Consider the following 23,478-nt stretch of genomic DNA (forward strand, 5'->3'; position numbering starts at 1 on the left):
GGCGATCCATGTCACACACTTTTCACGCGACTCTGGCTTCCATCCATGATTATTTCACGCGCTAAACGCGTTTTGGCGGACTGAGCAGGTATAGTGGCTCGCGGGGGTATCGTGTGGCGGGCCCTATAACTGACTTCGAATTCCCGATGGTTTCGGCCTCTTCCGCCTGAATCTTTCGCGACACCACGGCCCTGTTTCGTGGCCACACCCGCCCCATCATGACCATCGCCAATGATGCCGGCGCGCTTGCCCGGTGCAGTCACCAGTGGCTGGATCCCTCACTGTCACGTCATCTTACGATAATGGCCGCTTCAGGCGGAAGCGGCCATTGATCATGAAACCGCGCCCTGCACGGCGCGGATAGTCTACAATTGAAGGGCTCCCACTCGATACTCGGCAAGCCCCCCGCATCGGTTTCGGTCCAAGTAATCCTACTACCGCCGCCTACCTACTTTCGTCGCAGTGAAGACGATTCGCAATTCATCCAAAAGGGTTAGGCCGGGAGCCGGTCATTCGGCTGGCTGGGCGTCGCGATTTCAGCTCCGGAAATGCCTGCCCCGAGCGCCGGCGGGGACATTGGCAACAGCCGCTCGCAACGTAAATGGCGCCACGCATTTACGGTTGCGTACTTCCCGCGCCGGGCGGCTTCGCTATCGTCCTCGGTGGCGAAAGCCGCGAGCCGGGCTGCCCTGGTGAAACAGGCCGGCTGAATTCGTCAACGGAGCTGGAGATGAGCGGAATCGATATATTTGCCTGGATCGTGTTGATCGTGCTGATCGCCAGCACGGTCTTCGTCGTCATCTTTCTCGCGATGCTTCCCGGCATGATCGCCAAGCGCCGCGACCATCCCTGGAAGGAGGCGGTCACCGTCGGCGGCTGGGTGACGCTGTTTCTCGGCTTTGCGCTCTGGCCGCTCGTTCTCATCTGGGCCTATGTCGATATTCCCCGCAAGGCGGTGCCGGAGCGCGCGCCATGATCGTCGTCCTGCTCAACGTCTATCTGGTGATCCTCTTCCTGTTGGTGAAGCTGAATATCATCCGCTTCAGCCTGTTCTGGAAGATCTCTCCTGTCCTCGTCTTCCTGTTCTTGCTTGTCGGCCTGTTCATTCCCATGGGCTGGGGCGCACCGCAGGGCAATGCGCTGGTCGTGCGCAATTCGGTGGCGATCGTGCCCAATGTCGCGGGCGAGGTGACCGATGTTCCGGTCAAGGCCAACACTCCGCTGAAGGCCGGCGACACGCTGTTCAAGATCGATCCGCAGCCCTATCAGGCCAAGCTCGATGCGCTGAAGGCGCAGCTCGGCCTCAACCAGCAGAGGCTGGAGGAGACCACGCGTCTGCAGACGACGGGGGCGGGCCGCGCCTATGATGTCGAGCAGCGGCAGGCGGAGGTGGAGCAACTGACCGCCGAAATTGCCGGTGCTGCGTGGGATCTCGACAAGACGGTCGTGCGCGCGCCGGCCGATGGCTATGTCACCAATCTGGCGCTCAGGGCCGGCGCGCGCGTCTCCAGCCTGCCGCTCGCGCCCGTCATGGCCTTCATCGATACGGCCGATACGATCATCGGCGTCGAGATCGCGCAGATCAACGCCCGCTATGTCGAGCCCGGCCAGGCCGTCGAGATCACCTTCAAGTTCGCGCCCGGCCGCATCTTCACCGGCAAGGTGGAAACGGTCATCCAGGCGGTGGCGACCGGCCAGGTCCAGACGTCGGGGAGCGCCGTGGCGCCATCCGGCATCCTGACGGCGCCGCTCGTCGTGCGCGTGCGCCTCGACGACCAGGCCTTCGCCGCAAGCCTGCCGGCCGGAAGCACGGGAACGGCGGCCATCTTCACCGACCACGTGAAGAGCACCCACATCATCCGCCGCGTGGTGCTGCGGCAGGTCGCGATCATGAATTACATCAATCCGTTTTGAGGGGCGGGGCGGCGCCGAAAGGCGGGGCCGGCGGATGGGAAGCCGCCGGCGGCGTCAGATAATTCTCCTGTGGTTGTTCCCTCCCATTACTCGCGCCAGGCGGGCGGCGATGCTAGAAATCGGCTGCTAACCGGGGTTATCTAATGAAAAAATTCATTCTCGCCGTGGCTCTTGCCGCGACACTCGCCGCCTGCGCGAAAAGACCTGACGCCATCGTGCAGGCCGACATTCCGATGCAGGCCTACACCAATCTCGGCTGCCCGCAGATTGCCCAGCTCCACACCACGGAAAAGAAGAAGCTCGACGATCTCTCGAAGCAGCAGATCTCGGCCGCCAATGGGGATGCTTTCGGGGTGTTCCTGGTGGGCGTGCCGATCGGCAGCGTGGCCGGTGGGGATAAGGAAGGCGAGGTTGCGGTGTCGAAGGGGAAAGTGTCGGCGATGGAGAGCGCGGCGCTTTCGAAGGGGTGTAAGTTGTAGGATGCTGGGTGAGAGGGGAGGTTGGCGGCAAGAGCACCGGGGCGGCAACCCTTCCCGCCGTCATCTCTGTGCTCGTCACAGAGATCCAGCCATCGCGCGTCTGTGCTGTGAATGGATCGTTTTCTGCGAAGGAAGAAGGCGAGGTCGACGGGCACATAATCGCCGATGGTGAGCGGAGTTATGTCGGATGCGTACAAGTTTTAGGCGAAGAGCGGAAGTTGCTTCGGTTCGATCAACGCTTGGAGTAAAAGCTAGGCTTCGGGAGTCCGCCGCGCACGACGACAACAACAATCGCAACGGAGGAATTCCCAACGCGATGGAGGAAGACGTCAATATCTTCCTCTACATTTCCCACCGGTGATGATTTGGCACAAGACTCTAACACCGATAAGAGAGCTAACCGCTTGCCAAGCCCCAGTGCGTAGGCTGCAGCCTGATCGAAGTACTTTGAAAAATCTTTTGCGTATAATACCTGATTATTCTCTACCTTCAGTTCTATGGGTATGTCTCGAAAGGTAAGGTCCGTGATGCCTCCAGCGGCTTCGGGGTGGCCATGAAGGTCGCCACCAATCTCCGAGCGCATCCTCAATAACCTAGTTGTCTCCTTTTGAAATTCGCGCTCTGACGTGTTGGCCGAAAAAGTGGCATCGCGCAAAGCCGAGGCTGCAATGCTTCCGAAGCCACCAAGAACTGTCATGGCGTTGGCCAGATCATCCTGGTTTAAACCAGGAAATGACCTCAGACGGTTTCGAATAGCAAGCAAATGGCGATCTACGTTGCTGAAACCTGTCAGCGGGTTTGTAGCAATATCACTGCCTTCTAGAACCAGACGTCGGTGCCCCACTATCTGGATGTCGTTGTAGGCAGTCATGTCATCGAACTCTGCGGTGTAAAGAAACTCATAAGGCCTCGAACCGAAGGAATGTGCGATCTCTAGGACAGCTCGGCCTGTACCCGTGAGGGTGAATGGACCAGTCCCATCAGGCTTCTGAAACTTAAACTTAGGGAGCCAATCGCGTTCTCGGCTATCGATTGTCACCGGCATAAGTGACAACACTTTAGCCCGTTTCGGCCAGTTTGAAACGCGCACTTCAATCGTTAGGTCGTAGGCTGTCTCTGGTTTGAGGTAATTCCAGTGCTTTGCGGGCTGTCCGTCAATATCGAATTTTAGGAAGGCGACGGTCGTGTCGAGTTTTTTGGCCGCGGCCGAGCTGTCTGTGCTGCCAACCGCTATTCCAACTCGACCTATGTCATGCTCCACGACATTGGCGAACATAAGCAGAGGCAGGGCCCATCCACCCATCAACGATTGTAAGTCGCCAAGGTCAACAGGATCATGGAGTTTGTTGACCCGATCGAGAACTGAAACCAACTGCTCAACCTGTGCAAAACTCGCGGTTCGATCAATCTCAGATGCTCTCATTTTCGTAGCACTCAAGAAACGCTGAGCATCGGGCTCCGCATTTCGAATGGCGCGTTTCCATTCAGCTAATGACACGAAGAGACCGGAGGCTGCGCCGTATGCGCGGTATTGATCCTCAACGTTCCCTTTTGCCATTGGAGCGATAGCCTGCTCGAAGGTTGACCATGCGTCTCGTAATTGCTCCACAGCCTGCGGCGATGGCGCTAGCGCGTTCTTGACAGCTGCGGCGAGACTAATCCGAGAAGAAAAAGCGCGGCGGAACATCTCGAATTTCGGCTCGTTCTTCATTCTCGATCTCCAACTTGGCGCTTAGCTTTTCCCAATGTTCGATCAGTGCGGTTATGTCTTCACCGTCGGCGACAGCGCCTTCTATCGCAGCGGCGGTTTCTACCAAGGAAGCTTTAAGCCGCCATTTCTCGTACCGATTTTCCGCTGGAATCGCGGCCAAAAGAACCTGTGAGCGATCACGCGCTAATGAAAAGCGACCGGCCTTGGTCAGCGCGGAAATGAGAAGCAGGGCCTCGGCGAAGTCCTCTGGGCGAAATGGCTTTAAGGCATCAAATGCGGCTTCTATGTCATCGGCACATGCCCGTAGTTCATGCTGCGGAGCTCGCAGAACGACCGTGACGCAATCGTCGATGGATATAGAACGAGTGTATTGGTCAGCAAGCGCTTTCAGTGCCACTTTCACGAAGCCTGGAACGTCCTGGAAGCTATAGACCAAATGGTCAACCGCCTCATACAGCGCGTGGCCTTCAAGCTTTAACAGCAGGCCGGAGAGGAAGACTCCGAGCGCACCCTTTTTTTGTTCATCTGTGAGACAGAGTATCGCAAAAACGTCGATACACTTGACCAAGAATTCTTTATCCTCGCCTTCCTGAGCGTAATGAACGACAAGGTTCCATATCGCTGCATTGAGCAGTGATCGCTTGTCGTCTGGAAAAAATCTCCTTCGTAAGGCGTGGATAGCTCTGCGATGCACGATAACGTAGGGGTCGCTCAAAAGTATCGCAAACGCATGAAAAAAGAGGTCCGGGAAATTCTTTTGCATCTCATAGGGCACGTTTTCCCATGCTTGCGCAGCACTTGCACGCACCAGCGCGCTTTCGTCCATCAACGCTCGATACCAGTCGGATAAAACCTGATTGAGGCTTTCGACGCCTGTCAGGAGTTTCGAAACATGAACAATCATGTTCCCACGCATTTGGGTTTGGTTCTCCGGCAGATGGCGGTAGAGGGTAAGAAAGTCTTTTACGCCCTCGTTGCCCTTCGCTCGCGCTCCGATGGCGGCCCAATCGATTAATGCGCCCTGCAAGCGATCTATAGCGGTGCGCTTATTGCGTCGGTCCATCTCTGCAAGGAATTCATTAGCGACCTCCAAGGAGTGCTTCTCCTCAAGCCGCTCATACTTGTCACTCAATGTAGCTGCTGCGCCGATTAGTTCATCCAGAAGCTCCGCTGCGAGTTCCGCGAGTTCATCCCACGCGTGCATAAAAAATTGCGCCGCGTCATCGGTCGCTTCTGGCCGGTCGACAGCAGCCCAAAGTAGCCTACGAAACGCTATTCTTTGCGGCTTTCCGATCGTTTGCTTTTTTCGATAACCGTGTTTCAAGACGGATCGATACGTCCTATAGGCTTCGCGTTTTCCAATATCGTCATTATCTCGGAGAAACGATTGAATGATGGTGTCCACTTCATCCGGGAAAAGTTCGAGGCACTTAGAAGCGGCTTCCTGTAGGTAGTATAAGACTGCACTATCTCTGCGCTCTTTGGGCAGGAGGGTTCTTCTCCGCATCAGTTTCGCGAAGATGCTTCGCGCATGTTTTGCGAACAGCTGATCATTGTCTATCGCAATGATTGCTTCCGTTGCAGCGGCGATCTGACCAGCCTGGGTGCTGGCAAGAAGATTCTCGATCTCCCTACTGACGTCGTCTTGCCTTTTCGTGAACAAAGACCTGATCGGGGCGCTGTCGTAACTCCGCGTCTCGTTTCCGATTCTCATACTCGGCGGGGCCGGAACAGCCATTGATACGAAACGGCGGATCACCTTTGAGAGGTTTTCAAGACCTAGTCTGTGAGGATTCGCTAGGACATAATCGACCGCTTCTGGTGATTTTACATAGCTGTCGAGCAACCTGACGGCGACGGCGATCTTTTTGTCGGGATCGAGGCGCGCTCGGATAAGTGCTTTGGCGGCGTGAATGGAATAGGGAAAATACTCTTGGGTTGCCGCGGGCAACAGATGATCGATCACCTTCTGTCCGAAGGCCTCCGGGGCGAGGTTTGCGAGCTGTTCCAACCGGGGATCATCGCTTGGAATATCATCGGCATCTAGCTCGTCTATTAAATCGAGAACAAAGGTCTCTTCGAGTGACAATTCGCTCCGCAGTTCTGCGCGTTCTTCCTTTCGCGCCTGCTGTTCCTGCTTGCTCTTCCGCCGTTTAGCATCCCGTTCGAGCTGTCGTTGCTCGATAGCTCGTTCTCTAGGCCCAACAAATTCCATGATATTCGGGATGCCTACCGGAACCCGTTTATCGCATCCTTTGCAGTTATTTAAATAGAAGTCGTAGGCTGCATCCTCTAGAAGCCAGCCGAACATTGAGTTCTTCTTTGAAAACTTGCATCGAACACCCATGTGACCGATCGGAAGACCGGTGGCCTCCTCGATCATTCCTCGGCCTGGCATCCTGGCGAACTCTGCGTGGAAACACCAATTATCGAGAAGCTTTTTTGTCTTTAGGTTCCTTTGGCCTGCCTCGACGGCTTGCTGATAGTCACTTTCGAAATCTTCCATGTAAGAACACCCCGGAGCCTGCCACGGCAAGTTGAGTTCGCAGCAGGGCTACACGCCGAATCCACTTGTTCAGCTCACATTACCGGATTCAGGAACGTTTTGCTCCTTGGTGTTCAGATAATCACCTAGAAATTGTAGGGATTGGGGCGACCGGTAGACGCATCACTACCATGTCCGACAAACAGGACCGGTGATTTCAATTGGTGCAAAGCCGACGACATCATTGATACGCCATGTCCCCTCACAACCGCGCCACCCGCCTCAAATGCTCGGCCGTCGTCGTCTGAAACCCAAAAAACTCCAGATAGGCCGGTATCTGCTCAAACAGCATATCCGTCCCCACCTGATACCTACACCCTCTCTCCCTCGCCGCAGCCAGAAACGGCGTGATCTCCTCCTTCATCACCACTTCACCCACGAAAGTATCAGGCGAAAGCCGCGTCACATCCAGCGGCAGCGGGTCGTCCTTGCGCATGCCGAGTGGCGTGGCGTTGATGACGATGTCGAATCCATCCGGGTCGTTGGAGCCGGTGGTGACCTTCGTTGCAGGATACCAGGTGTTGAGGCGGGTTTTGAGGCCGTCGAGGACCGCCTTGTTGTCGTCGTGGAGGGCGAGGTGGCCGATTTGGGCGGAGGCGAGGGAGGCTGCTATGGCCGAGCCGACGCCGCCGGCGCCGATGACGAGGGCCTTGGCGCCTTCGATCGTCTGGCCCTTACGCTTGAGGCCGCGGACAAAACCTTCGCCGTCGAACATGTCGCCGATCAGTTTTCCGTCGGCGCCGAGGCGGATGGCGTTGCAGGAGCCGGCGACGCGGGCGTTGGTGGAGATCTCGTCCAAGAGATCCATGGTCGGGATCTTGTGCGGCATGGTGATGAGGGCGCCGTGGATGTTGGATAGGCGGAAGACGAGTTTCAGGAAGGCGGGGTAATCTTCCGGCCGGCAGCCCATCGGCACGACGACGGCGTCGATGCCCTGTTCCTCGAAATAGGGATTGTAGATCAGCGGCGCCTTGAAGCTTTCCGTCGGATAACCGAGATGGGCGATCAGCCTGGTGGTGCCGCTAATCATGGGATTTGCCTTTTAGGAATATAGTCCTTCCTGAGATCGCGGATGCCTTGATCGCCTCGATGACCTCGAGCGTGGCGAGGCCTTCCCGGCCGCTGACGAGGGGTGTGGCCGTACCTTCGATGACATCGCAGAAATGCTGGAGCTGCAAAGTGAGCGGATCGGCCGGGGTGACGGGCAGGCGCTCCTGCGTCAGCTTCTCGCGCCAGTCGGGGCTGCCCTCGTTGGTCCAGAGGGTGAGATCGGGGATCGTGAGCGCGCCTTCAGTGCCGCCGATCTGGTAGCAGAACTGATCTTCCTGCGGGAAGCCGGGGTTTTCCCCTGACGTGCGCTCCCAGCTCCAGGGCGAGGGCACGGCGTCGGTGGCGCTCAGCGTGGCGAGCGCGCCGCTTTCAAAACGCAGGAGCACGGTGGCGGTATCCTCGACCGCATGGCCGCGGGCGGCATTGCTTTCCATCGCATGCACGCTTTCGACTTCGCCGATGAGATGGCGGAAGAGATCGACATCGTGGATGAGGTTGATGAAGATCGGCCCGGCGCCGGGTTCGCGGCGCCATTTGACCTCGAAATAGTCATCGGGCTTGGCGACCCAGAAGCTGCCATGGACGGAGCGGATGCGGCCGAGCCGGCCGCTTTCGAGGAGGCTTTTGGCCTCACGGATAATAGGGTTGTGGCGGCGGTGATGGCCGACGAGGATGGGCACGCCGGCCTGTTCGGCGCGGGCTACGAGGCCTGCTGCGGCCCTGGCATCGTCAGCGATCGGCTTTTCGATGAGGACGGGGATGCCTGATGCCACCACATCGTCAGCATTTGCCACATGCAGCTGGTTGGGGGTGGCGACGATCACGCCATCCGGGCGGGCCTCGGTGAGCGCTTCGGCAAGGTTTGCAAACCAGGGCAGGCCATTTGCGCGGGCTTCGTCGCGGGCGGCGGGCGAGGGGTCGATGATGGCGGCAAGCGTGGTGCGCGGCTCGGCGAGCACGCCTTCGATATGGCGCTTGCCGATCAGCCCGGCGCCCATGACCGATATCTTGACGGGGTCTTTTGACATGGAGGTTCTCCCGGTCTTCGGCGGCTAGTTGCGCAGGATTTCGCCGAGGAATTTGCGGGTGCGCTCGTGGCGGGGATTGGTGAAGAATTCGGCCGGGTGCGCCTCTTCCACGATTGCGCCGCTCGCCATGAAGATCACCCGGTTGGCGACCTGGCGGGCAAAGCCCATTTCATGGGTCACGCAGATCATCGTCATGCCTTCCTCGGCAAGGCTGATCATCGTATCCAGCACTTCCTTGACCATCTCCGGGTCGAGTGCCGAGGTCGGCTCGTCGAAGAGCATCACCTTGGGGCGCATGCAGAGCGCGCGCGCAATTGCCACGCGCTGCTGCTGGCCGCCCGAGAGCTGCACCGGATATTTCTCCGCCTGTTCGGCAATTTTTACGCGGGCGAGCAGGGTGCGGGCGCGCTCTTCGGCTTCGGCCCTGGCGACGCCGAGCGCGCGCATCGGCGCCAGCATGCAGTTCTGCAGCACCGTCAGGTGCGGGAAGAGGTTGAACTGCTGGAAGACCATGCCGACTTCGCGCCTGATCGCATCGATTGCCTTGGCCTGATTGCCGAGCAGGATACCGCCGACGCGGATCTCGCCCTTCTCGTAGGTCTCCAGATGGTTGATGCAGCGGATCAGCGTCGATTTTCCGCTGCCGGAGGGGCCGCAGAGCACGATGCGCTCGCCGCGGTGCACATCGATATTGATATCGTGCAGGGCCTGGAAGGCGCCGTACCATTTCTCCACATGGCTCATGGTGATCATGGTTTCGCCAATCGTGACCTGATTGGGGGACGGGGCGGGTGCTGTGGTCATGGTGTTGTTTCCGATCGCAGAGTGCTTAGCGCGCGTGGGCCGCGTTGAAGCGCCGCTCCAGGCGGGCGCCGAGGATGGTCAGCGGGCAGCACATCAGGAAATAGAGGATGCCGACGATGCCGAAGACGGTGAGCGGCTGGAAGATCTGGTTGGAGATGATGTTGCCGGCGCGCGTCAGCTCCGTGAAGCCGACGATCGAGGCGAGCGAGGTGCCCTTGATGAGCTGCACCAGGAAGCCGATCGTGGCCGGCAGCGAAATGCGCAGCGCCTGCGGCAGGATGATATCCTTCATGCGCGAGACATATTTGAGGCTCAGCGCCTTGGCCGCCTCCGTCTGGCCGCGCGGCACGGCTTCGATCGCGCCGCGCCAGATCTCGCCGAGATAGGCGCTGGCATGGAGCGTGAGGCCGATCGCCACCGCCTCCCAGGCATCGAGCCTGAAGCCGATGAGTGCCAGGCCGTAATAGGTGACGAAGAGCTGCATCAGGAGCGGCGTGCCCTGGAAGATGGCAATGTAGGCCGATGTCGCCCGCTCCAGCCACGGCATGCCCGAGGTGCGCGCCAGCGCCACGGCAAGGCCGGCGATGCAGCCGCAGACGAAGCCGACGGCCGACAGAAGCACGGTCCATTTCAGGCCGATCAGAAGGAAGGTGAATTCTTCGCTGCCCATGGCGCCCTCACTTGACCGGATAGGTGAAATAGCGGGCCGAAAAGAGCGCGAAGAGGCGCATCATCAGCCAGGAAATCACGAGGTAGAACACGGTGATGGTGAAATAGACCTCGAAGCTGCGGAAACTGTCGGATTCGATGCGCTGTGCCACCGAGGTCAGCTCATAGGCGGAGATCGCCGAGCAGATGCTGGTCGAGAGCGTGAGCAGCACGAATTGGCTCGTCAGCGAAGGGTAGATGGCGCGCAGCGCCGGCTTCAGGATGATCAGCCGGAAGACCTGCACCTTGTGCAGGCCGAGCGCCAGGCCCGCTTCCATCTGCCCCTTGGGAATGGATTGCACGCCGCCCCTGATGATCTCGATCGCATAGGCGCCGCCATTGATGCCGAGCGCGATGATCGCCGTCGGCGTCGGGTCGAGCCGGATGCCGATCAGCGGCAAGGCGAAGAAGAGAAAGAAGATCTGCACCAGGAAGGGCGTGTTGCGGATGATCTCGACGAAGCCGATCACCAGCCAGCGCAGCGCCTTGATATGGGAATCCCGCAGCGCCACGCCACCGATGCCGATGATGACGGCAAGCACCATGCCGCAGAGCGCCAGCAGGAACGTGCCGAGACAGCCGAGCAGCAGGCTCGGCAGGCCATCGATGACGGGCGTGAAATCCAGTTGATAATTCATGCTGCTTTTGCCGCTCCCACCATTCCGGCCATGGCCTCGATCGCCAGCTCGTAGCCGCGGGCGCCGAAGCCGATCATGATGGCGGTGGCGACACGCGAGATCAGGGATTTATGGTAGATCTCCTCGCGGGCATGGACATTGGAAATATGCAGCTCGATCTTCGGTGCGTCGAAGGTTTTGAGCGCATCGAGAAGTGCAATCGAGGTGAAGGTATAGGCGGCGGGATTGATGATGATGCCGCAGGCCTCCTTGCGGGCCTGATGGATGCTTTCCACCAGCTCGCCCTCGAAATTCGTCTGGCGGAAATCGATCGCAAAGCCGAGACTTTCGGCCCTGGCGAGGCACATCTGCCTGATATCGGCGAGTGTGGTGGAGCCGTAGATATGCGGCTCGCGCTCGCCGAGCAGGTTGAGGTTCGGTCCGTTGAGGACGAAGATGGTTCTGGTCATGTCGCGCACCTCAAACGGGGCAGGGCTAGTTGCTTGGTCATCGGCATAGGGGTGCCGTGGACGGACATCGAAATGTCCGGCTGTTTTGTGGGATTTTGCCCCTCGCTCTGTCGTCATCCTCGGGCTTGTCCCGAGGATCTAATCAGGCCGCGGCAGGTGCTAGGGTCCAGGACCTGTTGCGACGGCGACGCGGGTGCTGTCGGCGGTCTTGTCTCTCACGTCCGTCGTGCATTGGCCGTCGGCAGATCCTCGGGACAAGCCCGAGGATGACGGAGGAGAGGAAGGCGGGCCGAATTCTCACGGGGCCTCGTCCCGCCCTTACCCCAATCAGCCGGCTGTGAACGAAATGCCCTCGAGGCTCTTCGGGAATTCCGGAACCGGCACCTTCATCCACTTGTCGTAGATCACCTTCAGCTCGCCATTGGCCTTGATCTTGTCGATGAAGGCATTGATCGAGGCGTTGAGTTCCTTTTCGCCGAGACGCGTGCAGGCGCCGTTATAGAGCTTCTGGAATTCCAGCTTGTTTTCGAATTCGCCGGGGCGGGCCTTTTCCACGCGGTCCATATAGAAAATGTTGCCGCCGAGCGCATCGACCTGGCCGGAAACCAGCGCCTGGACGCTTGCCGCATCGCCGTCGAAGCGGCGGATGGTGGCGGTGGACGGCGCATTCTTGGTGACCTGCGTGTCCTGTGCGGCGCCCTTGGCGACTGATATGGTCAGGTTCGCCATATCGTCGTTGGTCTTGATCGACTTGTTCTTCGGGCCGATCAGGACGATGGCATTGGCATTGTAGGGCTGGCTGAACTGCACCGCCTTGGCGCGATCCGGCAGCATGGCCATGGTGGCGAAGAGCACGTCGACGCGGCCCGATGTCAGCGCCGGGATGCGGTTGTTGACTTCGAGCGGCACGAACTCGACCTCGACGCCGAGTTCCTTGGCATAGGCGGTCGCCATATCGGCGTCAAAGCCATCCTGCTTGCCGGCGCTGGTGACGAAGCCCCATGGCGGGTTGTCGCCCTGGATGCCGACGATCAGCTTGCCGCGGGCCTTGATTTCATCGGGGGTAACGGCAGCGGCCGGGTTTGCAAGACCGATGGCGGCCACGAGAGCGGCGGCACCCAGCATGGCGCCACGCCGCGTCAGCAAAGACTTCAGCATTGGAATTCTCCTCCTTTTTGATAGCCGTCAAAAACGGCCTCACAGTCATCCTCTCCCGACTGTTCGCATCATGTTTGCCAGAGAGGCGCTCGTAAATCAACATAGTTTTTGAAAATCATATGAGACTTTTCATTTGATCAATTGAATTGAAATCCTCACGACATTCGCCATAATGCCATCAGGAGGGTCGGTGGCTCTGTCCATCGCGGCCCGAACGAGGAGGATTTGAAGCCATGAAGACCTCGATTGCGACGGTGACGCTCTCAGGCGAATTGCCGGAAAAACTCGAAGCGATTGCGCGCGCCGGCTTTGACGGCGTGGAGATTTTCGAAAACGACTTCCTGGCCTTTGACGGCAGCCCTGCCGATGTCGGCAAGATGGCGCGCGACCTCGGGCTCACCATCACGCTCTTCCAGCCCTTCCGCGATTTCGAGGGAATGCCGGATGCCTTGCGCAGCCGTACCTTCGACCGCGCCGAGCGCAAGTTCGACATCATGCAGGAGCTCGGCACCGACATGGTGCTCGTCTGCTCCAATGTCTCGCAGGCGGCCCTTGGCGGCATCGACCGGGCCGCCGCCGATTTCCGCGAGCTCGGGGAGCGGGCGGCCAAGCGCGGACTGAAGGTGGGCTATGAGGCGCTTGCCTGGGGCCGCTTCGTCAACGACCATCGCGATGCCTGGGAGATCGTGCGCCGCGCCGATCATGAGAATGTCGGGCTGATCCTCGACAGTTTCCACTCGCTGTCGCGCAAGATCGATATCAATTCCATCCGCTCGATCCCAAAGGAGAAGATCTTCATCGTCCAGCTTGCCGATGCGCCGCTGATCGATATGGACCTGCTCTACTGGTCGAGACACTTCCGCAACATGCCGGGCGAGGGCGATCTTCCCGTCACCGAATTTACCGAGGCCGTGGCCTCCACAGGTTACGACGGCTTCTTCTCGCTGGAGATCTTCAACGACCAGTTCCGCGGCGGCTCGACACGGGCAATCGCCGCCGATGGCCATCGCTCGCTGATCTATCTGGCCGACCAGATCCGCCGCAAGGTGGAGACCTCAGTCGGCATCGACATGCCCGCGCGCGCCGCCGTCAAGGGCGTCGGCTTCATCGAATTCGCGACCGATGACGAGGAGGCGGTGGAGCTTGTCGGCATTCTCGAAGCGCTCGGCTTCCGCAAGGCGGCGGTGCATCGCTCGAAGAAGGTGACGCTCTTCCAGCAGGGCGATATCCGCATCCTCATCAATGTCGATCCCGAAGGCTTCGCCAATGCCGCCTATGCCGTGCACGGCACATTCGCCTATGCGATGGCGCTCGTCGTCGAGGATGCGGCGCAAGCCTATGCGCGCGCGCTGGCGCTCGATGCCGAGCCCTTCACCCAGGCGGTCGTCGAGGGCGAATTGCAGCTGCCGGCGATCCGCGGTGTGGGCGGCGGGCTGATCTATCTCATCGACGAGAAAAGCCCGCTCGGCCGCTTCTCCGAGATCGATTTCGAGCCGGTGCAGGATAAAGGCGCGGTCGAGGATGCCGGCCTTCTGCAGGTCGACCACATCGCCCAGACGGTCGCCTATGACGAGATGCTGACCTGGCTGCTCTTCTACACCTCGATCTTCGAAACCCGCAAAACCCCTGTCGTCGACATTATCGACCCATCAGGCGTGGTGCGCAGCCAGGTGATCGAGAATGAGGCGGGCACGCTTCGCATCACCATGAACGGCGCCGAAAACCGCCGCACGCTCGCCGGCCATTTCATCGCCGAGAAATTCGGCTCCGGCATCCAGCATCTGGCCTTTTCCACGGACGATATCTTCGCCACGGCCGAGCGCCTGCGCGCGAAAGGCTTCAAGCCGCTGCCGATTTCGCCGAATTATTACGACGATGTGGAAGCCCGCTTCGGGCTGGAGCCGGAGCTGACGGAGCGGCTGAAGGCGGAAAACATTCTCTATGACCGGGATGGGGAGGGCGAGTATTTCCAGCTCTATAGCGGGACTTACGGGGAGGGCTTCTTCTTCGAGGTAGTGGAGCGGCGGAGCTATCGCGGTTATGGCGCGCCGAATGCGATTTTCAGGATTGCGGCGCTGAAGAAGCAGATGCGGCCGGAGGGCGTTCCGAGGGATGCGGGGTGAGGGTGGGGTCTTAACTCAATGAAATAAAAGGCGTTCGCGGCACCCCCCTCTGCCCTGCCGGGCATCTCCCCCACAAGGAGGGAGATTGGCTGGGAGCGCCGGTTTCCCCAAACAACCAACGTTGCAGAACTGCACGACGTCAGCGATATGCGGAGGTCAGGCCGCGGGTCGATCTCCCCCCTTGTGGGGGAGATGCCCGGCAGGGCAGAGGGGGGTGCCCCACGGCATAACCCCCATGGCGTGCCCCGTGACACTCAGGACGCCAATGACAAACCCCGCTCACCCAATCCGCCCACTCTTCAGCACATGCGCCACACCACTCTGCACATGCCGCCGAATAACCGCCCTGGCACCCTCGACATCCCGCTTCAGCGCCAGCTCGAACAGCAGCTTGTGATCATCCACCACAGCCTGTCCGCGAAAACTCTGCGCCAGCATATGATAGCGCAGAAACCGGTCGAAGACCGAGGACAACGTCGCCATCAGCGTTGCCGAATTGCAGGCGGAGACGATCGCCTGATGAAACTCCCAGTCATAACGCACCCAGTCGACGGTCCTTGAGGCATCGCCCGCCAGAAGCTTCCGCTCGGCCGCCGCCAGCTTGTGGTGGGCGGCGACGATGCGGCCTTCCCATTCCAGGTTGCCGGCGGCAAAGGAAAGGCCGATCGCATGGGTTTCGAGCACGGTCCTGAGATCGGCAAGCTCCTCCAGCTCCTTGATCGAGGCCGGGCTCACCTCGAAACCGCGCTGGCCCTCGGCGAGCACGAGGTTTTCCATGGCAAGGCGGCTCAGGATTTCGCGCAGCGACGAGACGCTGATCGAATAATGTTCCCGCGCCTGCTCGAGCTTGATCCTGGTGCCCGGCGCCAGCACGCCGGAGATGATATCCTGCCGGACCTGCCGGAAGACGACATCGCTGATCGTCTCGGAGGCTTCGCTTGCCATTTTCGGCACGGGTTTTTCGCTGCGCATCAGGCTGTCATCCCCTGGCCTGCGCGGGCAGGGCGGCCAGCAGCCCCCGGCCGAGCGCATGTTCGACGCCCGCCTGGATATGGCGCTGCAGGATCTCCTTGGCGGTCTTGCTGTCGCGCCTGAGGGCTGTCTCCAGCAACTGCCGGTGCTCCTCTTCCGCCACGCTGCCGCGATAGGAAAGCGCCACCATCTGATAGCGCAGGTATTTGTCGAAGACGGCCGAATGCGTTTCCATCAAAAGGCGCGAGCCGCAGGCGGCAATCAGCGCCTGGTGAAACTCCCAGTCATAGCGCTTCCAGTCTTCGGCCTGGCTGGTATCGCCCGTCGCCATGACCTTTTCCATGCGTGCCAGCTTGTAATGGGCCGACACCAGCTGGGCCTCCCATTCCACATCCCCCTGTTCGAAGGATTGTTCCAGCGCATGTTCCTCCAGCAGCAGCCTCAGCGCCGCAATCTCCCTGAGGTCGGCGACGGAAACGCCTGCCACCTCGAAGCCGCGCTGCCCTTCGGCAACGACGAGCCCTTCCGAGGTCAGCCGGTTCAGGATTTCGCGCAGCGTGCTGACGCTCGTGCCATAGGCACCTTTGAGATTTTCGAGCTTCAGTTTCTGACCCGGCGCAAGCCGACCGAAGATGATATCGGCGCGAATCTGCCTGTAGCCACTCTCGGCAACGGTTTCCTCGATATCTTCCTGTCGCATGGTTTCTCCGAGATTTTGCATTTTCTCCTATATAGCTGGAGAACTCGGGTGGGTACAACGGAAAACGGATTTTGGGGCAAGCAGCGGGTGAGGCGAAATGCTGCAGGGCGGCAATTTGCGTGGAAAACCGGCCTTTTAGAGCGACATTCACGTTAGGCAAGGCTTGTGAGGTAATGTGTCCCGAGACATTACAAAGGCTTGACTATTGTCCCAACCATGGTTCCATTGTGCGACGCAGCATAGGGAGCAACGATGGAACTTTCGTCAAAACTCGTGAAATCCGTTGCCTACGACCCGTCGACAGGGGTCCTCGACATCGAGATTCGCCTCAAGGGCCACCGCCGATATTTCAACGTGCCGCCGGTCGTCTATGAGAACCTGATCACGGCCACGTCGCCCGGCTGGTATTACACACGCCATATCCGCGATGCTTATCCGCGCTCGGCCGAAGGTGCTGAAGGACGCGCGAAACAGGTGCTTCGCATGGTCACCGGCAAGCGCGGTCAATTGTCCTGACCGCGCCTGCAAGAGATTGAGATGACATAGGCCGAATCGTCCGGTTCGGCCCGAAGGCCCAGATGTCAGGGGCTTGCGCGCTACGGCGAATCCAGCGAGCATCTGGTATGCCGACCCTCAAACAGCTCTCCATCGCCCTTGGCCTCCTGACCAGCGACCATGCCCCCGTTCCCAACGAGGACGGATGGAAGAACTATGTCTGGCGCGTCCACGCAGCGCAGGAATGTCTTTCCGCCGAGGATGGATATTGCATGCTCGTCGACGACAAATGGGATTGGAAGCGACCGCAATATTACAGCTTCTCCTTCCGCGCCGACCCGAAGACGAATTCCGTCATGTCGCGAATCACGCTGAAGAACGAAGACCCTGATGACGACGATCAGGTCTGCGTCGTCGCAGGCTTCCTCAATGCGGCCGGCGAGGAGATCGGCATCTTCTTCGCCAATTGGCGCGCGCTGCCCGGCCGCTCCTATACGCGCGAGGCGCCGATCTGGCTGACCACCGATGTCCGCGACATCGCGACGGTCGCCGTCGGCACCAAGCAATGCGATGTGAAGGCGACGGCGGATGCAGAGAATTTCTACAGGATCCGGCTTGAGCTGAAGCAGCGCTGACAACAGGGCAGGGGTGCCCGAATGGGGGATATCGTGGCTTATCATTTCAGATTTCGTCTCTTCGCCGCGATTCTTGCGATCGCTTCGGCGGACCTTGCATCTCTCGGCTCGGCCACAGCCGAGGATCTGCCGGCCTCCTGGAAAAAATCCATGACCAACGATCCGGCGACGAACCATTACGTCGCCCAGGCGATGAAGCCGCTCGACAACCCGGATGCCCAGACATTGAGGGTCGTCAAGCTCGCCAATTCGCTCGCCACTCTCTGCAGCGGTGCATCGCTCAACAAGAAGGCGCTCTATGCCTATATGACCGAGACCCGCTTTGCGGAGATCATGGGCAAGGCCTATAACGAGGCGGCCTTTCTCGCAGACAGTTCCTTCCGCTATTTCGATTACCGCGCGCTTGCCCATCTCTGCGCGGGAAGCGCCTATCTCTTCGGCCCGGACGGCCATCTTGCGCAAGGATTGCTCAAGCCCGGGAGGGGCAAGCCGGGGATGAGCTATGATCCCGGCAATCCGCTGGTCATTCTGCCGCCGATTGCAAGAAAGTCGTGAACGGGCGTGAAGGCCAAACGGCGGGGCGAGCGTCACGGTTTTGGCAATTCTATTGAAAGTCGCCGCCTGGTTGCGGCGGCGGAAGCACGTAGCCGGGATTGCCGATCCTGCCGCCTTTTCTGACGCCGATCGTTCCTGTTGAACGCGGGTCCGCCGGCTCATTACGGAACGACGAGGCGATGACGAAGATCCCGACCGCCAGCGCAATGAGCGGCGGCGCTACGAAGACGATCACGAGGTAGTGCAGTGGCTTCATCGCGTATCTTGGCAGGTGAGCTTTTCACCTGAGCAGCGCTTTCCTCAGTCGGTTGCAACCCGGAAGCGCCGGTGGATTTTCCTGCTGTCCACTCTCGCTTGCCCGCTGCCGATGCTGCAAATCCAGCAGGAGACGAATCTTTATCCTCCCCCTGCCGTCTCCTACCCCGGCTTTCCACGAAAAGATATAACGACCGTCACATCCTGGTCGCAAACAGGTGCGGGTCAGCATTGCAGCTAAAGAATTTTTCGCGGCTAACTATTATGGGCAATTTGTCAAGGTCAGCGCCATCGGTAACTATGTAGTCTGCCTGATTATCGCATGCCGCAAGTGGGCAATAGTCCTTCACATCGGGAAAAATTCTATATGGACGCTACAATGACCTGGACTTCCTTTGAGTGTCACAAGGTGCGGAAGGTGAAGTACAATGAGCGTGATCGCACCCTTGAGATCCTGTACGCCGATGGCGGCAGCGCCCATGCAAGCGGCATCACGAAATCCCGCTACGCACAGCTGATGTCCACGCGACCCGAAGACCGGGACATATTTTTCCAGAATATCATCGAGCCATATGTCGTCACGCGCAGGAAGCCTCCCCCGTCTCCCGTCACGATCCTGAAGTTCATCGCCGCAGCGCTGTTGCTGGGCGTGTTCCTGTGGTTTCTTTTTTAGTTTGCCGGCCACATGATGATCGGAATTTGCGTCTTTCGGGCGCAACATTGCTGTATTTCGGCCCGCGGAAAGCCAGTTTACCCTTCATTTTTGATGGGCGAGGTGGCGCCCTATAGTATCTATATATTTATATGATCTAAAATATTGCTGCGATGCAACAGTATTGGGTATTCGTTAACCAATGCTTTGACTTCTGGTTGTGGCTGTGGAAGAAATCCCCCGCTCGCAGAATTTTTAGGGGGTTTTTATGGGTATACTTGTTTTTACTCAGACTGGAAACGTATCCTTCGGTCAGTTTATCGATGATACGACATTTACGGGCGGATCGGCCGGTACTTCCCTTTCTATAGGTTCTTTTAAGACGTCTCTCGGCCTTACTCTCGGATCGGGAGATTTTCTGACCTATCTCTTGGCCGACGGGGTCATGAACAATGCTTTCTTTGGCGGTCAATCGTCGGATGCGCCGCTGAATACCTACGGCTTGATTGCCGACCAACTCCGTATTTACGGGGGCAACGGCGATAATCATATCGAAGTAACGAGTGCAGGTTCCGCGATGATTTTCGCGGGCGCCGGCAATGATTACATCAAGATAAATGATGGCCGGGATGCCTTCATCAATCCCGGCGCCGGCGCTGATACAATGATTGGAGGAGGCGAGCGTGACACCTATTTCGTTGACGATGTCGGCGATCAGGTCATCGAGCTCGGCGGCGTTTGGGGGCCGCCGGATACCGTTACCACAACGCTATTGACCTATACTCTCGGGGCCGGCATCGAAGGCCTCAATCTAGCTGAGGGCAATGCGTCAGGCTACGGCAACGAACTCGACAATCGGATGTTCGGTAGCGACGGCGACAACGTCCTCAATGGCTTCGCCGGCAACAATGAGCTCTACGGTGGGGACGGTAACGACAGGTTCCTTGTTACCAGCGATCATTCGCGGAACTTCGTCGGCGGCGGCAACGGCGATGACACGCTGGTCTACAAGCAAGGCCTGGGAGGCGGAGAAGATCCTTGGGCGTTCAACCACGGACAGTCAGCATATTTCGAAGGCGGAGCCGGCACTGACAACGCTGCACTCGACTTCTCGCTTGCGCAGTCCGTGACCGCAACGGTGAACGGCAACGCGGTCGTCTACGATATCCTCGGCGCTGACGGTTACCACTCCACCGTCACGCTGACCTCGGTGGAGCGCGTGAACATCATCGGTTCGGCCGCTGCCGACACGTTCTACGGCGCGTCAGGCAAGGACTGGATCGACGCAGGCGCCGGTGCCGACACGGTCCATGGCTCTGCAGGTGACGACGGCTATGTCTTCGATAATGCCGGCGACCGCGTGGTTGACGAAGCGGCAGGCGGCGGCACGGATACGATCTGGGCGACCGTCAACGTCAACCTCAACGACAATGCCTATGTCGAAAACCTGCGCATGAACGGCAGCGCAAACATCAACGGCATCGGCAACGGCCTTGCCAACATGATCACCGGCAATGCCGGCAACAACATCATCGCCGGCGGTGCAGGCAATGACAGCCTTTACGGCAAGGGTGGCGCCGATACGTTCCATTTCAACGAGATGGGTGCCGCCAACAAGGACTCGATCTGGGATTTCGATGCCAACGACAAAATCTCGCTCGGCAACGCCTTCACCGGCCTCGATCTCGACAATAACGGCGTCGTCGATGCCGCATCGTTTGAGGTCGTCAGCAAGTGGGGTGCTGTCGGGACGAAGGCCGGTCCGGAGCTGATCTACAATACCGCTTCCGGCATTCTCGCCTACGACGCCGATGGCGCCGGCACGGCCCATGCCGCACAGGACATCGCCTTCATCGGTGCGAACAAGGCATTCTTCGACCATAGCGACATCCTGATCAACAGCTCTCTGCTGGTCTGAGAAGCGCAGTGACCGCATTGGGGACGGCCGGCTTTCGCCGGCCGTCTTTTTATTATGGCTCTGCTGCAACGATATTAGAAATTTGTTAATCGATGCTTTGACTTCTGGTTGCAACCATGAAAGAAATCCCGCGTACGCAGATTTTTTGTGGGGTTTTTTATGGGGACGATTGTTCTTACTTTGACGAGTGACACATACGAATACTTCGGTCAGTTTGTCGACAGCACGACATTTACGGGTGGTTCTTCCGTTACTTCGCTCGCGATAGGTTCTTTTGATACCTCGCTTGGACTTACTCTCGGATCGGGTCCTTGGGGGCTCTATCTCGACGGCGATGGTGTGATGAATCAGGCCTTTTTTGACGGCCAATCCTCCGATACGCCGCTGAATACCTATGACTTGGAGGCAGACCGCCTCAGTGTTTACGGGGGTAACGGCGATGATCATATTGACGTGTACAACACAAATTTTGCCACCATCCTGACGGGCGCCGGCAGTGATTACATTAAGGTGGATTACGGCCTATCAGCCTTCATCAATGGTGGTGCCGGTGCCGATACAATGATCGGAGGACAAGAGGGCGACACCTATTTCGTTGATGATGTCGGCGATAAAGTGATCGAACTCGGCGGCTATTTCGGTTTGACCGATACCGTTTCCACAACGCTTTTGACCTATACTCTCGGGGCTGACATCGAAAACCTTAATCTTCTGGAGGGTAATTCTTCAGGCTACGGGAACGAACTTAATAACAACATCAACGGAAGCTCTGGCAACAACGTAATCGACGGCTTCGCAGGCACAAACTTTCTCGACGGTCGCGAAGGCAACGACAAATTCCTGGTCACGAGCGATGACTCGCGCAACTTCATCACCGGCGGCACCGGTGACGATACGCTGGTCTACAAGCAGGGCTTGGGAGGCGGAGAAGACCCTTGGGCGTTCGCTCACGGCCAATCGGCAATCTTTGATGGTCAAGACGGCACCGACAACGCTGCACTCGACTTCTCTCGCGCCCTGCAGGTTACGGCGACCGTCGATGGCAACACCGTCGTCTACGATATCCTCGGCGCCGACGGCTACCACTCGACCGTTTCGCTGACCTCGGTGGAGCGCGTGAACATCATCGGTTCGGCTGCCGCCGACACGTTCTACGGCACATCGGGCAATGACTGGATCGATGCCGGCGCCGGTGCCGACACGGTCCATGGCTCTGCAGGTGACGACGGCTATGTCTTCGATAATGCCGGCGACCGCGTGGTTGACGAAGCGGCAGGCGGCGGCACGGATACGATCTGGGCGACCGTCAGCGTCAACCTCAACGACAATGCCTATGTCGAAAACCTGCGCATGAACGGCAGCGCAAACATCAACGGCATCGGCAACGGTCTTGCCAACATGATCACCGGCAATGCCGGCAACAACATCATCGCCGGCGGTGCAGGCAATGACAGCCTCTATGGCAAGGGTGGGGCGGATACGTTCCATTTCAACGAGATGGGGGCCGCCAACAAGGACTCGATCTGGGATTTCGATGCCAACGACAAGATCTCGCTCGGCAATGCCTTCACCGGCCTCGATCTCGACAATAACGGCATGGTCGATGCCGCATCGTTCGAGATCGTCAACAAGTGGGGTGCTGTCGGGACGAAGGCCGGTCCGGAGCTGATCTACAATGCCGCTTCGGGCATTCTCTCCTACGACGCCGATGGCGCCGGCACGGCCCATGCCGCACAGGACATCGCCTTCATCGGTGCGAACAAGGCATTCTTCGATCACAGCGACATCTTGATCAACAGCTCTCTGCTGGTCTGAGAAGCGCAGTCACCGATCTGAAACGGCCGGCCTTCGCCGGCCGTTTTTCGTCATTCAGCCATGCATCCGACTGCAATTGCCTAACCGAAGCGTGCAGCGGCATGACTTTTGCAAGGTTACCGATATGTTAGTTCGTCGGGAACCAAGCGTAATGAAATGGGACACTTCAGCATCGTTCGATCCGGTCATCCTTGTCTTCAAGGATGAGAACAGACGTTTGGTCGTCCGGACGGTCGGGGAAGCTGCCAATGCGCTGATGAAAGACTGGCCATCCGACGATGGCGAGGAGTTTCTGTCTGCCGTGAAAGCCTGTCTCGACGTAATGACCGGTAAAGCCGGAGCCGATGAGCTCAGAGCGGCCATCATCCGGGCCGCAGACGAAGCTGGTGTTACAGCGCTTACCGTTTTTCATTGACCCCGAAGGATCGCTCCGGCGATTGACGCGCGGCGGCGATTGACGTAGTGGACCCGCCGCCATGCTCAGCCTTGATGAGGTGGCATGGGGGAGGCTCGATCAGCACGAGGGGTCGGGCCTCTGCCTGCCCGCAGATTCCGGCGGGACACGCTTGAAAATTTGCTATCCCAAATTATCTCGAGTCCCGGTTTCCAATATGGAGGGATCGTATGATTGAACGTCACATCAGCGGGCGCGATCAACCGATGACGTCGGAAGACCTCGCCATTTGCCAGCGCGTCCTGGATGCCGTGAAGGCAGAATTCAAGCTTGACGGGGATGAGGAGGAGACGGCGCGCATCGCCGCCGTTACCATCGAACTGTATCGTCAGGGCGTGCACAATTTCGACCAGCTGAAAGCCCTGGTATCTGCTGCCGGAGACAGGACCTGATGGGAACTTTCCAGCAGCGCTGCAGCCT

The 23,478-nt window shown here is 58.8% G+C and carries 24 protein-coding genes; 12 read left to right on the forward strand and 12 right to left on the reverse strand.

The genetic code is table 11. From position 1 onward, the window contains the following. Positions 1-730: 730 nt before the first annotated feature. From H4W29_RS18975 to H4W29_RS18985, 3 genes are all read left to right on the forward strand, one after another. Positions 731-976: a DUF3302 domain-containing protein gene (locus H4W29_RS18975; RefSeq protein ID WP_192730292.1), complete on the forward strand. Its 246-nt coding sequence runs from the start codon at positions 731-733 to the stop codon at positions 974-976. Next, positions 973-1,914 (forward strand): HlyD family secretion protein, encoded by a 942-nt coding sequence (locus H4W29_RS18980; RefSeq protein WP_192730293.1) that lies wholly within the window; start codon positions 973-975, stop codon positions 1,912-1,914. The genes H4W29_RS18975 and H4W29_RS18980 overlap by 4 nt, the downstream gene beginning before the upstream one ends. A gap of 143 nt (positions 1,915-2,057) precedes the next feature. Then, positions 2,058-2,393, forward strand: coding sequence for a hypothetical protein (locus tag H4W29_RS18985; protein ID WP_113213153.1), 336 nt, complete (start codon positions 2,058-2,060; stop codon positions 2,391-2,393). 232 nt (positions 2,394-2,625) lie between these two features. On the opposite strand, the gene H4W29_RS18990 is transcribed toward H4W29_RS18985, so the two are convergent. The 9 genes from H4W29_RS18990 to H4W29_RS19030 form a co-directional block, all read right to left on the reverse strand. Further along, complete coding sequence (locus H4W29_RS18990; RefSeq protein WP_192730294.1) at positions 2,626-4,104, reverse strand: hypothetical protein; 1,479 nt, start codon at positions 4,102-4,104, stop codon at positions 2,626-2,628. Continuing rightward, positions 4,049-6,610 (reverse strand): hypothetical protein, encoded by a 2,562-nt coding sequence (locus tag H4W29_RS18995; RefSeq protein ID WP_192730295.1) that lies wholly within the window; start codon positions 6,608-6,610, stop codon positions 4,049-4,051. Before H4W29_RS18995 ends, H4W29_RS18990 begins: the two co-directional genes overlap by 56 nt. 241 nt (positions 6,611-6,851) lie before the next feature. Beyond that, the gene (locus H4W29_RS19000) at positions 6,852-7,679 is read right to left on the reverse strand and encodes a shikimate dehydrogenase family protein (protein WP_192730296.1); all 828 of its coding nucleotides are present in this window, start codon (positions 7,677-7,679) and stop codon (positions 6,852-6,854) included. Continuing rightward, positions 7,672-8,727, reverse strand: a complete 1,056-nt coding sequence (locus H4W29_RS19005; RefSeq protein ID WP_192730297.1) for a Gfo/Idh/MocA family protein — start codon at positions 8,725-8,727, stop codon at positions 7,672-7,674. Before H4W29_RS19005 ends, H4W29_RS19000 begins: the two co-directional genes overlap by 8 nt. A gap of 24 nt (positions 8,728-8,751) precedes the next feature. After that, on the reverse strand, positions 8,752-9,480 hold the full coding sequence (locus tag H4W29_RS19010) for an amino acid ABC transporter ATP-binding protein (protein ID WP_192730783.1): 729 nt from the start codon (positions 9,478-9,480) through the stop codon (positions 8,752-8,754). Between the two features lie 76 nt (positions 9,481-9,556). Then, complete coding sequence (locus H4W29_RS19015; protein ID WP_007823092.1) at positions 9,557-10,201, reverse strand: amino acid ABC transporter permease; 645 nt, start codon at positions 10,199-10,201, stop codon at positions 9,557-9,559. Between the two features lie 7 nt (positions 10,202-10,208). Beyond that, the gene (locus H4W29_RS19020; protein WP_192730298.1) at positions 10,209-10,877 is read right to left on the reverse strand and encodes an amino acid ABC transporter permease; all 669 of its coding nucleotides are present in this window, start codon (positions 10,875-10,877) and stop codon (positions 10,209-10,211) included. Further along, a complete protein-coding gene (gene aroQ, locus H4W29_RS19025; protein WP_192730299.1) occupies positions 10,874-11,326 on the reverse strand; it encodes a type II 3-dehydroquinate dehydratase in 453 nt (150 codons plus the stop codon). The genes H4W29_RS19020 and aroQ overlap by 4 nt, the downstream gene beginning before the upstream one ends. Before the next feature lie 327 nt (positions 11,327-11,653). Beyond that, positions 11,654-12,484 carry a transporter substrate-binding domain-containing protein gene (locus H4W29_RS19030; RefSeq protein ID WP_192730300.1) on the reverse strand — a complete coding sequence of 277 codons (831 nt, stop codon included), beginning with the start codon at positions 12,482-12,484 and terminating at the stop codon, positions 11,654-11,656. Between the two features lie 233 nt (positions 12,485-12,717). Between H4W29_RS19030 and H4W29_RS19035 the strand changes: the two genes are divergently transcribed. After that, entirely contained in the window at positions 12,718-14,607 is a 1,890-nt protein-coding gene (locus H4W29_RS19035; RefSeq protein WP_192730301.1) for a bifunctional sugar phosphate isomerase/epimerase/4-hydroxyphenylpyruvate dioxygenase family protein, read from the forward strand. Positions 14,608-14,886: 279 nt separating this feature from the next. Here H4W29_RS19035 and H4W29_RS19040 read toward each other — a convergent pair whose 3' ends face one another. Together H4W29_RS19040 and H4W29_RS19045 are read right to left on the reverse strand one after the other, a co-directional pair. After that, entirely contained in the window at positions 14,887-15,579 is a 693-nt protein-coding gene (locus H4W29_RS19040) for a GntR family transcriptional regulator (protein ID WP_192730302.1), read from the reverse strand. 7 nt (positions 15,580-15,586) lie between these two features. Beyond that, positions 15,587-16,279 carry a GntR family transcriptional regulator gene (locus H4W29_RS19045; RefSeq protein ID WP_192730303.1) on the reverse strand — a complete coding sequence of 231 codons (693 nt, stop codon included), beginning with the start codon at positions 16,277-16,279 and terminating at the stop codon, positions 15,587-15,589. 252 nt (positions 16,280-16,531) lie between these two features. Here H4W29_RS19045 and H4W29_RS19050 point away from each other — a divergent pair, with 252 nt between their 5' ends. The 3 genes from H4W29_RS19050 to H4W29_RS19060 all read left to right on the forward strand — a co-directional run bounded on the left by H4W29_RS19050 (position 16,532) and on the right by H4W29_RS19060 (position 17,964). Further along, the gene (locus H4W29_RS19050) at positions 16,532-16,795 is read left to right on the forward strand and encodes a KTSC domain-containing protein (RefSeq protein WP_037107444.1); all 264 of its coding nucleotides are present in this window, start codon (positions 16,532-16,534) and stop codon (positions 16,793-16,795) included. A 107-nt stretch (positions 16,796-16,902) separates the two neighbouring features. Beyond that, complete coding sequence (locus H4W29_RS19055; RefSeq protein WP_192730304.1) at positions 16,903-17,409, forward strand: hypothetical protein; 507 nt, start codon at positions 16,903-16,905, stop codon at positions 17,407-17,409. A 150-nt stretch (positions 17,410-17,559) separates the two neighbouring features. Beyond that, complete coding sequence (locus tag H4W29_RS19060; protein ID WP_246517233.1) at positions 17,560-17,964, forward strand: hypothetical protein; 405 nt, start codon at positions 17,560-17,562, stop codon at positions 17,962-17,964. A 49-nt stretch (positions 17,965-18,013) separates the two neighbouring features. Here the strand turns inward: H4W29_RS19060 and H4W29_RS19065 are convergent, their stop codons facing one another. Continuing rightward, positions 18,014-18,220, reverse strand: coding sequence for a hypothetical protein (locus tag H4W29_RS19065; RefSeq protein WP_192730306.1), 207 nt, complete (start codon positions 18,218-18,220; stop codon positions 18,014-18,016). Positions 18,221-18,598: 378 nt separating this feature from the next. On the opposite strand from H4W29_RS19065, the gene H4W29_RS19070 reads away from it, so the two are divergent. The 5 genes from H4W29_RS19070 to H4W29_RS19090 all read left to right on the forward strand — a co-directional run bounded on the left by H4W29_RS19070 (position 18,599) and on the right by H4W29_RS19090 (position 23,450). Then, positions 18,599-18,892 (forward strand): KTSC domain-containing protein, encoded by a 294-nt coding sequence (locus H4W29_RS19070; RefSeq protein ID WP_192730307.1) that lies wholly within the window; start codon positions 18,599-18,601, stop codon positions 18,890-18,892. A gap of 424 nt (positions 18,893-19,316) precedes the next feature. After that, positions 19,317-20,789 carry a calcium-binding protein gene (locus H4W29_RS19075; RefSeq protein ID WP_246517234.1) on the forward strand — a complete coding sequence of 491 codons (1,473 nt, stop codon included), beginning with the start codon at positions 19,317-19,319 and terminating at the stop codon, positions 20,787-20,789. Between the two features lie 342 nt (positions 20,790-21,131). Beyond that, complete coding sequence (locus H4W29_RS19080; RefSeq protein WP_246517235.1) at positions 21,132-22,604, forward strand: calcium-binding protein; 1,473 nt, start codon at positions 21,132-21,134, stop codon at positions 22,602-22,604. 151 nt (positions 22,605-22,755) lie between these two features. Then, entirely contained in the window at positions 22,756-23,019 is a 264-nt protein-coding gene (locus H4W29_RS19085; protein WP_192730310.1) for a DUF982 domain-containing protein, read from the forward strand. Between the two features lie 209 nt (positions 23,020-23,228). After that, a complete protein-coding gene (locus tag H4W29_RS19090) occupies positions 23,229-23,450 on the forward strand; it encodes a hypothetical protein (protein ID WP_192730311.1) in 222 nt (73 codons plus the stop codon). Positions 23,451-23,478 lie beyond the last annotated feature (28 nt).

Origin of the sequence: Rhizobium viscosum, from assembly GCF_014873945.1 — a bacterium.
Classification (GTDB): domain Bacteria; phylum Pseudomonadota; class Alphaproteobacteria; order Rhizobiales; family Rhizobiaceae; genus Rhizobium; species Rhizobium viscosum.

Excerpts from the sequence above, each read along its gene's own strand:
- H4W29_RS18985 (WP_113213153.1), top strand. The coding sequence starts at position 2,058 with ATGAAAAAATTCATTCTCGCCGTGGCTCTTGCCGCGACACTCGCCGCC.
- H4W29_RS19050 (WP_037107444.1), top strand. The coding sequence starts at position 16,532 with ATGGAACTTTCGTCAAAACTCGTGAAATCCGTTGCCTACGACCCGTCG.
- H4W29_RS19020 (WP_192730298.1), bottom strand. The coding sequence starts at position 10,877 with ATGAATTATCAACTGGATTTCACGCCCGTCATCGATGGCCTGCCGAGC.
- H4W29_RS19005 (WP_192730297.1), bottom strand. The coding sequence starts at position 8,727 with ATGTCAAAAGACCCCGTCAAGATATCGGTCATGGGCGCCGGGCTGATC.
- H4W29_RS18990 (WP_192730294.1), bottom strand. The coding sequence starts at position 4,104 with ATGAAGAACGAGCCGAAATTCGAGATGTTCCGCCGCGCTTTTTCTTCT.
- H4W29_RS19060 (WP_246517233.1), top strand. The coding sequence starts at position 17,560 with ATGACCAACGATCCGGCGACGAACCATTACGTCGCCCAGGCGATGAAG.
- H4W29_RS19015 (WP_007823092.1), bottom strand. The coding sequence starts at position 10,201 with ATGGGCAGCGAAGAATTCACCTTCCTTCTGATCGGCCTGAAATGGACC.
- H4W29_RS19040 (WP_192730302.1), bottom strand. The coding sequence starts at position 15,579 with ATGCGCAGCGAAAAACCCGTGCCGAAAATGGCAAGCGAAGCCTCCGAG.
- H4W29_RS19070 (WP_192730307.1), top strand. The coding sequence starts at position 18,599 with ATGACCTGGACTTCCTTTGAGTGTCACAAGGTGCGGAAGGTGAAGTAC.
- H4W29_RS18980 (WP_192730293.1), top strand. The coding sequence starts at position 973 with ATGATCGTCGTCCTGCTCAACGTCTATCTGGTGATCCTCTTCCTGTTG.
- aroQ (WP_192730299.1), bottom strand. The coding sequence starts at position 11,326 with ATGACCAGAACCATCTTCGTCCTCAACGGACCGAACCTCAACCTGCTC.
- H4W29_RS19010 (WP_192730783.1), bottom strand. The coding sequence starts at position 9,480 with ATGATCACCATGAGCCATGTGGAGAAATGGTACGGCGCCTTCCAGGCC.
- H4W29_RS19075 (WP_246517234.1), top strand. The coding sequence starts at position 19,317 with ATGAACAATGCTTTCTTTGGCGGTCAATCGTCGGATGCGCCGCTGAAT.
- H4W29_RS19065 (WP_192730306.1), bottom strand. The coding sequence starts at position 18,220 with ATGAAGCCACTGCACTACCTCGTGATCGTCTTCGTAGCGCCGCCGCTC.
- H4W29_RS19080 (WP_246517235.1), top strand. The coding sequence starts at position 21,132 with ATGAATCAGGCCTTTTTTGACGGCCAATCCTCCGATACGCCGCTGAAT.
- H4W29_RS19085 (WP_192730310.1), top strand. The coding sequence starts at position 22,756 with ATGAAATGGGACACTTCAGCATCGTTCGATCCGGTCATCCTTGTCTTC.
- H4W29_RS19055 (WP_192730304.1), top strand. The coding sequence starts at position 16,903 with ATGCCGACCCTCAAACAGCTCTCCATCGCCCTTGGCCTCCTGACCAGC.
- H4W29_RS19030 (WP_192730300.1), bottom strand. The coding sequence starts at position 12,484 with ATGCTGAAGTCTTTGCTGACGCGGCGTGGCGCCATGCTGGGTGCCGCC.
- H4W29_RS18995 (WP_192730295.1), bottom strand. The coding sequence starts at position 6,610 with ATGGAAGATTTCGAAAGTGACTATCAGCAAGCCGTCGAGGCAGGCCAA.
- H4W29_RS19035 (WP_192730301.1), top strand. The coding sequence starts at position 12,718 with ATGAAGACCTCGATTGCGACGGTGACGCTCTCAGGCGAATTGCCGGAA.
- H4W29_RS19045 (WP_192730303.1), bottom strand. The coding sequence starts at position 16,279 with ATGCGACAGGAAGATATCGAGGAAACCGTTGCCGAGAGTGGCTACAGG.
- H4W29_RS18975 (WP_192730292.1), top strand. The coding sequence starts at position 731 with ATGAGCGGAATCGATATATTTGCCTGGATCGTGTTGATCGTGCTGATC.
- H4W29_RS19000 (WP_192730296.1), bottom strand. The coding sequence starts at position 7,679 with ATGATTAGCGGCACCACCAGGCTGATCGCCCATCTCGGTTATCCGACG.
- H4W29_RS19090 (WP_192730311.1), top strand. The coding sequence starts at position 23,229 with ATGATTGAACGTCACATCAGCGGGCGCGATCAACCGATGACGTCGGAA.